Source organism: Aureispira anguillae, assembly GCF_026000115.1.
Classification (GTDB): domain Bacteria; phylum Bacteroidota; class Bacteroidia; order Chitinophagales; family Saprospiraceae; genus Aureispira; species Aureispira anguillae.
This window is the reverse complement of sequence record NZ_AP026867.1, coordinates 7484870-7500395: the sequence shown is the minus strand read 5'-3', so window position 1 is coordinate 7500395 and position 15526 is coordinate 7484870. Positions and strand designations below refer to the sequence as shown.

At 33.1% G+C, this 15526-nt stretch carries 13 protein-coding genes; 8 read left to right on the top strand and 5 right to left on the bottom strand.

Annotation, left to right across the window (positions count from 1 at the left end):
- The first annotated feature begins 215 nt into the window (after nucleotides 1-215).
- From AsAng_RS28910 to AsAng_RS28890, 5 genes are all read left to right on the top strand, one after another.
- Nucleotides 216-2162, top strand: a complete 1947-nt coding sequence (locus tag AsAng_RS28910) for an ATP-binding protein (protein WP_264790640.1) — start codon at nucleotides 216-218, stop codon at nucleotides 2160-2162.
- The gene (locus AsAng_RS28905) at nucleotides 2143-3123 is read left to right on the top strand and encodes a hypothetical protein (protein ID WP_264790639.1); all 981 of its coding nucleotides are present in this window, start codon (nucleotides 2143-2145) and stop codon (nucleotides 3121-3123) included. Before AsAng_RS28910 ends, AsAng_RS28905 begins: the two co-directional genes overlap by 20 nt.
- Before the next feature lie 408 nt (nucleotides 3124-3531).
- Nucleotides 3532-4158, top strand: a complete 627-nt coding sequence (locus AsAng_RS28900; protein ID WP_264790638.1) for a JAB domain-containing protein — start codon at nucleotides 3532-3534, stop codon at nucleotides 4156-4158.
- A 157-nt stretch (nucleotides 4159-4315) separates the two neighbouring features.
- The gene (locus tag AsAng_RS28895; RefSeq protein WP_264790637.1) at nucleotides 4316-5098 is read left to right on the top strand and encodes a HipA family kinase; all 783 of its coding nucleotides are present in this window, start codon (nucleotides 4316-4318) and stop codon (nucleotides 5096-5098) included.
- Entirely contained in the window at nucleotides 5095-5973 is an 879-nt protein-coding gene (locus AsAng_RS28890; RefSeq protein ID WP_264790636.1) for a DUF3037 domain-containing protein, read from the top strand. The genes AsAng_RS28895 and AsAng_RS28890 overlap by 4 nt, the downstream gene beginning before the upstream one ends.
- Nucleotides 5974-6119: 146 nt before the next feature.
- On the opposite strand, the gene AsAng_RS28885 is transcribed toward AsAng_RS28890, so the two are convergent.
- Complete coding sequence (locus tag AsAng_RS28885) at nucleotides 6120-6731, bottom strand: hypothetical protein (RefSeq protein WP_264790635.1); 612 nt, start codon at nucleotides 6729-6731, stop codon at nucleotides 6120-6122.
- Between the two features lie 166 nt (nucleotides 6732-6897).
- Here AsAng_RS28885 and AsAng_RS28880 point away from each other — a divergent pair, with 166 nt between their 5' ends.
- Both AsAng_RS28880 and AsAng_RS28875 read left to right on the top strand, forming a co-directional pair.
- Nucleotides 6898-7248, top strand: coding sequence for a DUF6705 family protein (locus tag AsAng_RS28880; RefSeq protein WP_264790634.1), 351 nt, complete (start codon nucleotides 6898-6900; stop codon nucleotides 7246-7248).
- Between the two features lie 198 nt (nucleotides 7249-7446).
- Complete coding sequence (locus AsAng_RS28875; RefSeq protein WP_264790633.1) at nucleotides 7447-7788, top strand: DUF6252 family protein; 342 nt, start codon at nucleotides 7447-7449, stop codon at nucleotides 7786-7788.
- A gap of 193 nt (nucleotides 7789-7981) precedes the next feature.
- On the opposite strand, the gene AsAng_RS28870 is transcribed toward AsAng_RS28875, so the two are convergent.
- From AsAng_RS28870 to AsAng_RS28855, 4 genes are all read right to left on the bottom strand, one after another.
- On the bottom strand, nucleotides 7982-8605 hold the full coding sequence (locus AsAng_RS28870; protein WP_264790632.1) for a hypothetical protein: 624 nt from the start codon (nucleotides 8603-8605) through the stop codon (nucleotides 7982-7984).
- Between the two features lie 297 nt (nucleotides 8606-8902).
- Nucleotides 8903-9382 carry a hypothetical protein gene (locus AsAng_RS28865; protein WP_264790631.1) on the bottom strand — a complete coding sequence of 160 codons (480 nt, stop codon included), beginning with the start codon at nucleotides 9380-9382 and terminating at the stop codon, nucleotides 8903-8905.
- A gap of 5 nt (nucleotides 9383-9387) precedes the next feature.
- Nucleotides 9388-13116 (bottom strand): DUF4157 domain-containing protein, encoded by a 3729-nt coding sequence (locus tag AsAng_RS28860; protein ID WP_264790630.1) that lies wholly within the window; start codon nucleotides 13114-13116, stop codon nucleotides 9388-9390.
- A 282-nt stretch (nucleotides 13117-13398) separates the two neighbouring features.
- Entirely contained in the window at nucleotides 13399-14136 is a 738-nt protein-coding gene (locus AsAng_RS28855; protein ID WP_264790629.1) for an energy transducer TonB, read from the bottom strand.
- Nucleotides 14137-14298: 162 nt separating this feature from the next.
- Between AsAng_RS28855 and AsAng_RS28850 the strand changes: the two genes are divergently transcribed.
- Nucleotides 14299-15525, top strand: coding sequence for a sensor histidine kinase (locus tag AsAng_RS28850; RefSeq protein ID WP_264790628.1), 1227 nt, complete (start codon nucleotides 14299-14301; stop codon nucleotides 15523-15525).
- The last annotated feature ends 1 nt before the right edge of the window (nucleotide 15526 follow it).

Genomic DNA, 15526 nt, shown 5'->3' with positions numbered 1-15526 from the left:
AAAGCCCTATTTTAAGGGCTTTTTTATAATAGGCAATATTATTAACGGGTATCATTTGAATAATAACCTTTGGACTTGATAAAAGCAATTCCGATCCCATAAGCCAGATAGCACTACTCCATCTTTATTTCCGAGTATTTTATTTTCCAGAATAACAATCAAAATATTATTGTATTTTGTGTATGTACGTTATTTAACTCCTAAATACACACCCAATGGAATTATTATATCTTTGGATTGAAAACTATCGAAATATTCAACATCAAGGTTTTAATTTTAGCTCTAAATGGAAATTTGATTATCAAAATGAACAACTTTCTGTTGAGGAACGCCCTATTACTATTGATAATTTTTTTGGGGAGGATATTGTCAATCTTACTGCTTTGGTTGGGGCAAATGGCTGTGGCAAAACTAGTGTTTTGGAGTTTATTTATAATGAGTTGTTTTCTAATGATAATGAAACTTATCAACAGCTATATTCTCATAATTTCTCAAAAAATATAGTAACCTATGTTCCTATTATAGATCGCCCTTATGCCCCCTACTCTTTTTTCTTTTTTGTAATAGAGGGCAAAGAAAATTTATTAAATATTAAACATTTATCCTCTATTAAAATTAATAAATTATCTTTTTCGAATAGTAATATAGTTACGCAAATTGGTAATTCACCTCGATCACTAAAACCTGCAAGTATCTTTTATTCTCCATTTATAACTAAATCAAATTTCAAACACCAATACTATGATATAACAACTAAAAAATCTGTATTCAATTCCGATTACTATAACAATTACGCTCAAGCATATTTTCATTATCAAACTAGAGATACAATTAACTTTTTAGATTCTGATCTTTATAAAGAAGAGACATTCCCATTTAAAGTTTTAGATTCTCAAATATCATTACAATTCTTTGTGCCAACTATTACTTATTATGAAGAGCAAGTATCAAAATTACAACAACGTTTAGAAACATCTGAATTTGTCAGGTCTCAAGATTTAGATTTTTTCAACCTAATTACATCTTCATTTGTTTACAAATTCAAAGCTACTCATAAAGAAACAATATTTTGTTTATGTTTAACAAGTATGATTATTAGCGCTTATGAATCGTTCAGTTGGGGACTGTCTGATATAAATAACATTAATAACCATCTCATTAGTGATAGTTTTAGTTACAATCTCCCTACCAATTCCCACAGTGATAAAACTCCTAATATTAGTATTCAAGAATATACTGAGATACTACTTACTTATTTAATAGAGCTTCTCTCTAATAAAATCCAGTCAATTGTTGATTTTTTTCATAAAATAATACAAAAAGATACACATTCCTATTTACGCATAACACAAGAAGAAGCTTTAAGTATATATGCAAAAGAAGAAGAGTTTTATGGTTTAATAAAGGAACAATTAGCCTCACTCAATTGCCACTCCTCAGAAATTAAATCCATGCCTAAATTTGCTTTTACAAGAATCACTATGCGAGGATTAAGTTCTGGAGAAAGACATGTTTTCCAATTATTTGAACGTTTTTACAGATTAAAACAAGGATTAAAGAATAGCCCATATTTATTAATCCTAATAGATGAAGGAGAAACAAGCCTACACCCACAATGGCAAAAACAATACATCAAACGATTAACCCAAACTCTCCCCTTAATATTTAAAAACATCCCCCTTCAAATTATACTCACCTCCCACTCCCCTTTTATTGTATCCGACTTACCCAAAGAAAACATCATCTTCTTAGATACAGATGAACAGAACAATGCTAAAGTAGTCGATGGTTTAAAACAAAAAGAAACCTTTGGAGCTAATATACATACGCTGTTTACCGATGCCTTCTTTATGGATGGTGGTTTGATGGGCGACTTTGCCAAAGAAAAAATCAATGCTGTGATTACGTATTTAAATGAAGGTCCTTCCCAAGTAAATCCAGTCAAAACGAACGAACAAGCACAACAATATATCAATCTCATTGGAGAGCCTATTGTAAAACGACAGCTCCAAAAGATGTTGGATAGCCGTAGATTAACTAAGGTTGACAATAATAAAAAGGATATTGATACCATGAGAGGCCAGTTAGATTTTTTAAAACAACAAGTTGCTGAATTAGAAAAACGAATTAAACCTTTGGACAATGATCGCAATAAATCCTAAAAATATCCAGTTGGCAAAAAGTAAGTACTTTCAACTGATAAACCCAGTTAATCAAGATGGTTCTTATCATAAAAATGAAGCCTTAATCCCTCGTATAAAAAAGCAATTAGATACCTGTAACAATGCTCATGAAGCTAATTTTTGGCAGTATATAATAGACAACTTAGAAAGTCTATTGACTAGCAAGCTAGAGTCATTACAAACACATATAGAAGAACTTGAAAAGCGCTTTTTAGTAGCAAATATTTCTAAAAACACTGTTCTAAAAGTATTTGGTTATGATAACTTTAGGCAATCTAAAAAATGCCAACAACTCGCCCAATGGTTGGATATAAAAGTTTGCCCTTATTGCAATGAAAATTACACTCATGTTATAAGAACTGAAAAACACAATGCAAAAGAAATTATTAAACTTTATTTTGATTTTGACCACTTTTTAGATAAAGCAACCTATCCTTATTTTTCTCTATCCTTATTTAATTTAATACCAAGTTGTAAGATATGCAATTCTTCCTGTAAAGGAACTAAAAACTTTACTCCTAACAGCCATATTAACCCATATAAAGAAGGGTTTGGTAATGAGTGTAAATTCACTATCAAGGTAAAAGATGTAAACTTTATAATAGGAAATAAAGAATCTATTGCTTTAAATTTAAATGTAAAAGAAGAAATTAAAAATACTGCAAAAGGAAAACGAATACAACAAAACATTGATGATTTAAAGCTAAAAGAACGGTATCAAAACCACAAAGATTATGCGTTAGAGTTGATCCATAAAAACATTGTCTATAACGAAGATTATATCAATAGCTTGTATCAACAATATGAAGGCACGTTATTTAAAAATCGAGAAGATATTTTGCGATTCATTGCTTCTAATTACATAGAGGAACAGGATTTGGGAAAACGTCCTTTGGCTAAATTGACTAGAGATGTTGTAGAGGGGCTTGATTTGATCTAATTGCTCTGTAAAATAAGTATCTAATAATTTTACAGTTATTTTTTGTTGGATATATAAAATTAAGCGAATAACTAATTTCAAATTACAATTTATGTTTTAATTCGTTTAATAAATTATTTCAACACAAGTACCCAACAAGCTCAAAGCTGTATCAACAGGGCTTTAAAGCTCCTTTCTTTTATATTAAGACCTATTTTTAAAGCTACCATTAGGTCGTGCAAAAAAGACATTTTAGCCCCCTTATCGAGTAGTTTCGCCTAACTTAAAAGGCTTTTATTTTTAAAAACCAGTACGTTAAGCTTTTTACTGTCCAATTCCCCTGCTTGCTAACATTAGGATAACTCCTATAAAAACTTTACTTTTATTGAATCATAGTTCGTTAGCACCTTATCACTAAGCATCCTTATCATGAACATAGAATTAACAGAAGCAGAGAAAATCAAAATCCTTACCTCTGATGATATTTATGGCATTATGCAAAAAATTCTTTTGCGTGAACAAAAGATCGATCAAGATAGAGAACATTTTTGGATTATTGGCTTGGCAAGTAATTTACGCCTATTGTTTATCGAATTGATTGGCTTGGGAACCGTCAACCAAGTTTTGGTCAATCCTATGGAGGTGTTTTCTTTTGCCTTGCAAAAACGAGCCGTACAAATCATGCTTTGCCACAACCACCCAAGCGGCGAACTAAAACCCTCTGATGCAGACAAGGACACTACGGATAGAATGATTCAAGTTGGACGCATTGTAAATACGCCTGTTCTTGACCACCTTATCATATCTGACAAAAGTTATGTAAGCTTTGGTAATATGGGGCTAATGGATGAACTCGCTAAGAGTATTAAATATGTTCCTCCTTATGAGTTGGTCGATAAGATAAAGGCAGAAGCTTCTAAAATTGCTAAAAGGGAAGAAAAAATTGAAATCGCTAAAGAACTCAAACGCCGTAATATGCCGATTGATGCTATTGCAGAAATTACAAGCTTAACAGTAGAGGAAATTAACGCCTTGAGGGTTCGTAGGCATAAGTAGTTTTTGCCTATAAACATTCTGTTTTTAGTGTTTTCTCCTAAAGATTTAGGTTATTTTAAACGGATAAATCAATATTTCAAAACCTATGTTATCATTATACACTGCTACAACCATTGAGCAAACTGCTGTTTTAGGAGGTACAACATTGCCTTGTATAATGACCGTAGTTGATGACAATTATATTCCAATAGGACAATATGTAGTAAAAGTATTTGGTCAAAAACATATCAAACAATATAATCCAACAAAAAAGGAAGTCTTTGCTAATATTTTAGCACAAGAATTTGACCTTAGTGTTCCTCAAGCTGCTTTAATTCTTGTTAAACAACCTTTGATTAATGAATTAAACGAAAATCCTAATTATCAAAATATAGAGCTAAAAGCAGGCGTTTATTATGGCTCTAGGCTAATTAACAACCATACAGCTTATACTAAAGATTTAAAAGCTAGTTATTTTGATAAAGATATAATGGAACAAGTTTTTGCTTTTGACGTTTTAATAAGAAATTTTGATAGAAGAAGAGGCAAAGAGGGAAACAATGAGAAAGTGGAAATAGGAAAGCCTAATGTATTGCTTAAAGACAAAGAAGTTTACTTAATTGACCACGATTTAAGCTTAGATATTCGTAAAACGTATATAGAATACAAAGCCATAGACAGCTATCGTAATGTTATTGATGGAGTAAAAGGTCAACACATTTTCTTACCTCACTTGAAAAAATTAAATGAAAGTAATAACTTTACGTTCGATTGGTTTATAGAGAGTTTACGCCTTTTAGATTTTGCTCAACTCAACAGTTGTAATGAACAGATAGACACTTTAAATAAAGATCCTTTTGAAGAACCCCATAATGATTTCCAGCCAATTGTTAATTATTTAGAAGAGATACAGAAAAACTCAACTGATTTTCAACAATTATTAAAGGACTTGATAGCATGACAAAAACATTCAAATACAGCGTTTTAAAATACCGTCCTTCCTATTTATTGGAGGAACAGGTTAATATTGGTTTGTTGTTCTTGTTCTTGGATGATAATAAAATATCCTTTATCTACCCTAAAAAATTAAGACGCTTAACTCAATTCTATCCTAACACGAACCTAAAGAACCTCAAGCATTACCTTCATTTGTTTGAGCAAAAAGGCAATAAATTAGATGTTCCTTTTATAAACGATAATTTCAGTCATTTTATCGAAGCTAATTTCTTAGCAAAAGATGCTAGTAATTTATACTTTAGTCCTGTCAAAAATGGTGTTTATAAATCTACCTCTCCGATTATTGAGCATTACAATAAGCTTTATTTTAGTGCTTATGAGGGAAAAGCTAAACAAAACAAAAAAGACGAAGCCTATCTTCGTGGAACTTTCAAAAGCACCTTAGAACAGATCCTTATAAATGACAAAGAAAGAATAAATCTGTTTAAATCTTCATTAATAATCAAAAATAAAATTGGTCGTACAGAATTTGATTACGGCTGGCAAAACGGTACAACAAATTTAGTTAAGTTCTTAAGTTTCGATTTAGCCGACAAGGGCAATTTGCAGGATAAGTCTTTTAGATGGTACGGAGAATTTTCTCAATTAGAGGAACAGGCGCAAAATGATAATCTAAAACTTGACTTGTTACTAACCAAACCACAAAACAAGGCACTCTTTTCTTCTTATGATGATGTTTTGCAAGTCTTAGAAGGGATTCCAACCAATAAAGCGATTATAGAAGAGAATCAATTAAAAGACTATGTCTTAAAAGCAACTGAAACGGTTAAGCCATTTACAAATCGTGCTTTACTTGAGAACCAAAAACATTTAAAATAATTTTTCCTTTTCTATCCTTTTTAGAATAACGTGTAAAGAAAAAGCGATTTTTTTAACATGAAATCAGAACGTGTATAAAAAACGCCATTTTCTTTACACGTGGTTGTTTTAGTTCTCCAGATTTTAAACAATTTTGTTTTACTAATTTAGTCCACTCTAAAACCTTTTAAATGTCTAATAGCATCATTATTCGCATTATAACACTTCTCTTCTAGTTTCTTGATCTTCTTATATTTGGGAGTGGGCTTGCCTCTATAATGTGTTTTTTGATACTTAGGACGTTTATAATACAATTCTTCTCGTAGATTATCCAAACGGCAACTTATACCAAAGGAACTATTGCTAATAGCCCTGTATAATTTCGATTCTCTCTGTTTCGCATAATAGAGATTTTTCCATCCTGTACGATGTATAAAACAACCATTCCCAAAAGGGCGTATTAATTTAGTGCAACGTTTCCCAGTATACCCACAAACAAAGAAATACCTATATCCATTCTTTAAGTTCGTTTCTAGTCTTGTGATCCTTATTTTTTGATCGTAACGTTTGCCCTCTCTAAAGAAGCACAGCTCTAAAATGTGGGTTTCTGCTTTGTATCTAAGACAAATTACATTTTCTGTAAATTCCCAATATTCGGATACTTGCAAGGTTGCGCTTAAATTCTTGTTTTGAGCAAAGCTTTTAGAAGAGTTTAAGCTTCTTATGTCTAGTGTTTGGCAACCTTCGTAAGAGGGCTTAAAACTGCTTATTCTGCCCATGTATTATTGTTTTTTATTGACTTAAAAGGCAATGTACCTTTATACACAAAATACAACTTTTTGGGGGCATATTTTCATTTTAGGTGTTAGATTCAGACTTTGTTTTTTATATCAACAAAAAATAATACATTTGCAATTATTAAATAAATAAAAAAACTATTGAATTATGAAATATGTAACTATACTCTTTTTTATGATTTCAGTATCAATATGCAATGCTCAAACAGTAAGTGGTAAAAAGATTGAAGATATTGATGCAAAGTATATTAGAATTGTTGGAACTGCTAAATTTCTTTCAACTAAAGTTGTAGTGGACATTGAGTTTGGTCAACATAATAAAATGTTTGATAATAACGATACCAAGATTTTAGATAAAAACGGTAAACCTAAAGTTTTTAATTCAATGGTTGAAGCTATGAATTTTATGGCTAATTTTGGATATAAATTTGTATCAGCCTATGCAATAACAGTAAATAACCAAAATGTATATCATTATCTTATGGAAAGAAATAACTAATCCTATTGATAAGTTTCAAAACTCTATTTTGGAGTTTCATTGTACCTTATTTGTACCTTTTAATCATAAAATACTGATAATCAATTAAAATTACTTTTTATATCGAAAAAAAAGAAAGAAACTACAAAAAAGTGTCAACAATCCTACAACTATTTCCCCTATTCATAAGCATAATTAGATCAAAAATTATTTCTAATTTTGTTGCCAAAAAAAATTCATTTTCAGCATAAAAAAATTACAAAAATTTACGAAACCAATACCGATGGCGCTTCAGGTCAACATAAAACCTGCGTTACCAACCAATCCATCACCTATTGCGACGGTGCTTTAGCTACCTATACAACAAATGGAAAAAACCTCGTCTCTGAGAAAATGCTTAACGAACCTTTTGGAACGATAACCATTTCTCAAAATAATACGACAGATAAGACGATCTCTGGAACCTTTGATTTTAAAGTAAAAGATTTCTTCCAGCCAACGGCTCAACCCGTACATATGACAGGTAGTTTTTCAGATTTACCTTATACTGTTTTGAATTAAAAGCAGGCTTAGACCTCTAGGTTTAGATTCCCTCAAAAATAATAGCGATGTGATGTTTTTTGAGGGAATTTAAACATTTTATCCTAGATAAAACACAAGCGATACCATCCCCCACATTTATTGCCCCTAACACAATAAAAAAGCTTCTTCATTTTAGACTAATACAAGTTTTTCGTAGGCATCAACTTACCATTTACTCTTCTAAAATGCCATATTGAGCAACAGCACCATAGCCACCATATTCATTAATTGTCCCCAATCTTTCCTCCCAGTTTCTTAAAGCTGTCTCTAGCAATGGTTGATTCTTATAGTAAAGCTCTAAGTTATGGCTACTTATTTCAGAAACATCTGGATTAAATAACAAATGTGATAAGGCAAACATCACACTAGGACTAGGGTCTTCTTTTCCTGCACTAATGGTAATCTCATCGTTTAAATTAAGCCAGACTCTGGTTATTTTTTCTTGCGTATCTTTTTCTTTACAATAAACTCGAATAGCTACCTCTATTTGAAGTTCATAAATATCGCCTCCAAAATCTTCTATAGCCCTCTGAATATCTTTCAAATTCATATCCAAAGACTTATCTACTCCATTGATTACTACAGGAAGTTTATTATTCTCTGTATGATGAGGCACAATAGTTGTTTTCAAAGGAAAAATTAATCCCTCAAAACTTTTAAATGTCTGTTTTAGAAGTTCTTGATACCGCTCTTTAGAATGCATGACAGAATATTTTACAATATCGCCAATTGCCCAATATGGAGCATCTCCACTAAAACGCCATGTATCCTGTATATATCCCGTATACACATCCATTATTTTACAATATTTAAAACACCATCTTGAGTAAGTGTTGTTGCCTTTTGTTTTAGAGCTGCATCTATTCCTATATATCAATATGCCTCTCCAGTAGAATTCATTTGCTCTTTAACTTGGCTAATGGCCTTCTTTAGATTATTTTTAAATCCATTTTTGGATAATGCTTCCATGCCTTAACTTCAGTAAAGGTAATCATAAACAAAAAAAGGCAACAACTTTCTGTTATTACCTTTCTCTATCTTTACAAACTATTAAAATAGCTCTTTCTAAAAAACATTTCCATGACAACATTCATCAGTCCATATCTTCTTCATGTATTTGCCAAAGACTAGGATAAAATAACTTTTCTTTTATCGGAAATTCAGCTTGTTCATTGGCATATATAGATTCATTGTATTGGGACAAACTATAATCATCAAGAAATCGTAAAGATTCTTTCTCTCTCCTAAATTCATCAAACCTAAAAATCTCCAATAATTGAAACTCATAATTTTTATACGTTTCTATAAAGATAGTGTTTTTTGATTTCGTCTGAAATAAGACTAATGGAATTTCTGCATAATGCGTTTGATGAAAATCTTTAACTTTTTCTAGTATGTATGTTTCATGATAATAAACTTCTATCAGCTTACCATTTGATAAACGTTCTGTAATTTTTATATCAAGAACATCACTAATGTAACTCCTAAAAAACCTCTTTTCGTTGTGATTTTGAGGCAATCTACTTTTCTCATCTTGAAAAAAAACACTTCTATACTCTTTTACATTTATCATATTTTTTATTTTAACTCTAAGAAAGGACTAACACCTAATTTTGAACCTTTTTCGATTACAGAAATCTGGATTTTAGGAACGCCCAATTTTACTGGAAATTCAACACCAAAAACTGTTTTAAAAGAATCATAAAAATCACGAACTAGAGAAGGTCCTCCATTAAACATATCATTCCCTCCTATTTTTCCATTATTACCTATTCTTTTCTCTACTTTCCCACTTTTAACATTATTTTTAAATCTTTCTACCAATTCATCAAACGTTTTTTGATCTACGATAATTGATACATCCAAATCTCCTATTTTGCTAACATCTTCTACTCGCAAAGAGCTCCCTTGAATAATAATACTATCAGCAGGAAGATCCCACTTTTTAGCCAAACTCTTTACTGTTGCACTAAATTTTTGAAAGTCTTCTAAATTTTCAAAAATTGTTGGGAAGCCTTGTTTTTGTACTTTTGCCCAAGTAGACATTTGCTGAATTACTTCATTGACATCAAAGTCCTTGTTTTTACGGCAAGCATTTAGAATAATATCTTCTATTTCTAAATCCGTCAAATTAGCACCTTTCCCTGCATTAACCAATTTTAGTACCTCTTCTTCATTGAATTTTTCACCTAAAGATACAAAACGCTGAGGCTCTGCTGAAAGTCGTTTGGCTAAGTTAGGAGTCAGTACATTATCTACAAATGCTATATTATCTTGTGCCTGTTTTAGAGATATTTGCAATGCTTTAAGTTCATCTGTGCTTAACCCCTCTTTGCTAATGCTTTTGATAATTTCTTCCTTTTTCAGCCAACGAAAGAAATCATCCACACGAGTTATACCATCCTTTACCGCATAAACTGCCCAAGTAAACAATTCCGTGGAATAAGGGATTAGTTCTACTCTTGTTATTCCTTTTAATTCAGCTTTTGCCTTTTTGTAAGCTGCCTTATTCTCTGCTCGTTTTAGAATATTAGCCTTTAACTTAGCATCTATCTCAGCAATATCATTTAACTTCTTATCCAACTCAGACAAGGCTTTTACTGGATCTGTTTTGACCAATTCATTAAAGCCTTCCACTGGAACTTTGAGCGGAGTAAGCAATTTGGCAACTGCAGCAAAATCCAATCCAGCGCCGACCATAGCTAAGATTACCCAAGCAAAACTTGGATCTTTGGACAGCAAGCCGACATCATGAGCTGCTTTTTCATCGGCGTATTTACCAAATTCTCTGGTCACATCATAAACACTCAATGCAGCACCACCAACAGCAGCCATCACCCCAACAGTGCCACCACCTCCACTAACCAATCCCAAACCAATGGCCAATAAAGCAATTCCAACGCTAATCAACGTATCCTTGAGTTTTATCCCCCCAATATGATCCTGTAGCGCCTTGTCTTGGATAGAACCTTTGGTTATCCCCTCCTGCTGATACATATGTTGCATCAAATTATCTAACGTAAAGACAAACTCTTTGTCTCCTTCCATCTTGGCTTTCGTTTGTGCAATATTCTCTCTTTGTTTTTGAATATAGGCAAGTAAAAAAGCCTTGGTATCTTCAGGCGATTGTTGGCTCAATTTTTCGAGATTAAAAGCAGGATCCTTAAGCAAAGGATGATCCTTACCAAAGCCTTTCATTGCTTTATCAGCAGCTTCTTTCTGCTCCTTAGATTTATCTCTGTAACCTTGAATATTTTTTTCAACCGCATCACTAGTTCTAGTCGTTGTCCCCATAGCCATACTTGCCATGGCAGCATTAGAAGCATTTTGCTGCGATTTTTCATAATTTTCTTTTGCCCCAGATTGAGCAACAGCATCGCCTAGTTGTTTGGCATCTGCCGTACTTAAATAACGCTGTTCTTCTTCGTACAAAAAGTGCTCATACTTTTGTAACAAACCAATTCCTGTAGCAACAGATTCTTGTTGAAAAGAAGCTAAGTAATCGTCAATTTTATTGCTATAATCATCTAAGTCTTTAAAGCCATACTTTTTGACTTCCTTACTTAAGTCATTATAGTACTCTAGAGAAGCCAATCCACTCCCCATTGAAATGCCCCCTCCTATCGCCAATGAACGATAAGTCTGAAGGTCATCAAATAATCCCTCCGTAGCAAACAACTCATTTTCTATAGCTGTCCGCTCCTTTTTATTATCAACTCGTGTTGCTTGTTTTTTAACAAAGTCGTCTACGCTTTGTTCCATCTGTTCAATAGAAGTCGCCTTTCCAGAAATTCTACTAGCATATTCTGCCACCAGACTGCTGTCCATTTGCTCTATTTTTTCTAGCATTTGAATCATCCTAGGATAGTCTTTAGGAGCAATGACCAATCCTCCTTCCTCTCCTGTCTTCACCAATTGTTTAGCTTTATCGGAAAGATTCATCACTTTTTCTCGTTGGGCCAACACCTCGTCTCGATAAACATTCCAAAGCGCCTCATCCCCCTTCTCTTTCTTTGTTTTCCCTGAAGCTTCTTGGAATCTACGATTGATCTCTTCTATCAGGGCATCTTGCGTTGCTTTGGGGAGACTTTCTAATTCAGCAGATCTCTTTTCTGCACCCTTAACTTTTTCATTTTCATCCAATTCAACGCCCTTAGCCGTAGCACTCTTGGATCTATAATACTGATATTTTGCGGCAGGGATACTTACATGATAAGTAATTGTTTGTCCCTCCTTGCCAAAAGTAGCCGTAGGATCAACATCTACAGCATTGATGCTCCAACTAGAGCCAATTGTCTCGCCATAAATTTGGTTTTCTATCAAAATGATCAATTCTCGACCTGTTAACTTCCCTTTTACTTTTACCAAGAAGGTTAGTTTGTCGTCATTTTTCTGTACCAACTCTTGTTCTTGATCGTTCTGTTTCGTTTGTCCTTGTTGGGGCTGTCCAGCTTTTGCCGTACGCTCCATACTAGGCGACTCACTTACGGGTTCTCCATTTTCTGTTCCAGTAGGTTTAACCAATCCCTGTTTTTGCTGAACCACATGCCACAGTTCCTCTTCTAGACATGCCTCTTGCCCTGGCGCCAAAAAGATTTCATTCCCTCTAGTAATTGCATTGGCATTAAACTTAAAAGGTTCTAAAGAGTTATAATGAACGACTACATCGTCCAATAATACTCCCGAAAGTTGTTCTACCTTTTCTTTAAGTGCTTTAGGAATGGTCGAATTGGTCTGAGTTTCTGGGGTATCCTTAAACACTACTTCTTCTTTCAGCGTTTTTGGAGCAAGACTGCCACCATTCTCTAGAGTTGTTCCCTTAGTTGTTTTCGTACGATCTTCTTCTAACAAAGAATTTAGATCTATTTTAGGGCTAGTATCTTGATCTGGCGAAACAGAATTATTCAACTCAGGAAGCAAACTATTAATATCAATAAGCCCATTCCCCACTTTTTCTTTTTGTTTTTCATCTTCTTCTGAGCCTGTAGCAGTTTTTGGTAATTCACCGTGCCAAGTTTCATATTTGAATACAAATAAGTCTTTGTGTTTTTCTTTGATGACCTCTTTAGAGATCAACTCGTCCAACTCTTCATGTGAAGTTGGTGCATAACACTCAGAATTGCCCACTTCTATGGTTTTGGTTTGTATGCGCACAACCTCTCCCTTATCATTTACATCTGGGGGGATTGGGCTATTAGTATCAACTGTATTATTATTGTCATCAACAGGGTCTACAGCAGTATTTTCTGTGTCGTTAATATTTTGACTAAATTGCTGTTCTTGTACTTCCTCATCTTCGAAGGCCATAATTAAGCGCTAAAATTTATGGAGTGGCTTTTGGAGTCACCATTATGGGAATGTAAAAGGATAAAAGATAATGAATTACAATAGAAAAATTCCATCTACCGTCCTTTTACTTTTTCAGGTTCAAGATAAGATTTTTTTCTTAATAAAACAACCTGTATTTATTAGTAATCATAAAGCATTACGAAAAATTAAACGATGTCCTCCCCTTTCATTTCCTATTGATTTTTTACAAAAATAGTATTTCATCAATAAGCTTTAATTTTATGGAGCCCATCCCCATACCTAACAGCCCATCCTATTTCCAACAATAAGTTCAAACTTCTGTTCAACATTCACTCCTGTTGAACTTTGGGCAGGTTTCCATTTAGGCATTTTATATAGAGCATCCAATAAGACCTGATCCAGTTTTGAATCTCCAAACGTTTCTTGTACTTCAGTTTCAACAACACTGCCCTTTTTATTGACAACAAAAGAGATAATCCCCTGTTGATCTTTTTTTGCTATTTTGTCCGAAATTTTAGCAATGACATTTGCTGCTAAGTATTCTGTTAATTGTTTTTCTCCACCAGAATACACCGCTTCAACTTCAGGAACAACAGTCAAAGTAAAATCCATTTTATTCGTTTCAAGCATTCGAGTTGCTGCATTTTCAGATTTATACTGAACCTCTATCCTAATATCAGTATTTAGATCTGCGTTTTTTAAGATATTTTTTTGGGCAGGACTCAAGCTTGCATTTTCCCCTACTGCCTTTTTAACCTTGCCCCCGCAAATTGCGACAATCAGCGTAGATTCATAATTAGTGACCCAAGAAGCTGGATAATCTGTACTAATGTCTCCAATGAATAAAGCTTTATCCAGTATTGTTTTTCTAACAGAACGGTAATACACACCACGAATCGTTCCCTTTAAATCTGCTTGATAAGTTGTTCCATAGAAATAATTTTGACCATAAAAGTCCTGACTAAAACAAGGCGTAAAAACTAATGCTAAAAACAAGGTTATTATGCTATTTTTCATTGTGTTGTAGTTTATATAATTTACATTACTAAATTGATACAACAAATATAGTTTTGAATCGGGATAGACCTTGTTATTCAGTCGTTATTGACTTGTTATTAACTTGTTAATAAGTGAGTATATATGGTATAAAATAGCTAAATTTGATCCAATCCAACAAACATGAACAGAACTTATTTATTCATTGCCCTTTCTTCAGTTGCCTTATCCGTTATATTGATTATTCAAGTAAATTGGATCTTTCAAGCTGCCAATATCAAGGAAGAATTATTCAATGAAAAAGCCAATATAGTCCTTTCTAAAACAACGGAAGCAATTTCAGCCGACCAAGAAACCTGTCAAAAAATTGGAGCTTGTGTCAGTCCTGATGGTATTTCCAAATTAGAAGAAAATGTAGCGCACAAAATAGATTCTTTATTTACCCATTATATGAATTTTTATAATTTTCATATTGATTATTCTTTCATTATCGCCAAACCAACAACTTATAGCGCCAATGCATCCACCAATTATGTCTACAATAAACATTTGGAAAGATTAGCCAATCAGCAGCGGTTTGAATTGAAGTTAAGTTTCTCTGACAAAAAACAATTTATCATAGCAGAAATGGGTTCTATGTTCATTACTTCTGTTATTTTAATTCTCGTTGTTTTGATTATGTTTTGGCAAACTACTTTATCCCTTCTTAAGGAGAAGAAAATATCCGAACACACAACGGACTTCATGAATAATATGACCCATGAATTAAAAACTCCCTTGACCAATATTGCACTGGCAGGAAAAATGATTTTAAAAAATATAGCGCTAAAAAAAGAAGATAAACTCAGACACTATTCAGAAATTATATTGGAAGAGAATGAAAAGTTAAGACTCCAAGTGGAACAGGTTTTAGGCATGACTGGACTTGAACGAGGAGAAATTCCCTTACAAAAGACACGCTTAAATGTCCACGAACTAATTTCTGGTTCGCTCAAATGCATTCGCTTGCAAATTGAGCACAAAAAAGGAAATCTTGCTTTGCACTTAGACGCTCAAAACCCTATAATAACAGCAGATAAAACACACCTTACCAACGCATTACACAACCTCATAGATAATGCCATTAAATATTCTAAAAAAACAACTGAAATATCGATCCAAACCATTAATAAAGGGCAATTTTTAAGCATTATAATCACAGACAAAGGGATTGGCATTGAAAAGGAGTATCAAAAGAAAATATTTGATACGTTTTTTAGAATTCCAACTGGAGACGTTCATAATGTAAAGGGGTTTGGGCTGGGACTAGCCTACTTAAAAAAAATTATTGAATTGCACCAAGGATCTATTGAGCTTCAGAGCGAAAAAGGAAAAGGAGCAAGATTTACAATCACATTACCCAATAACTAAA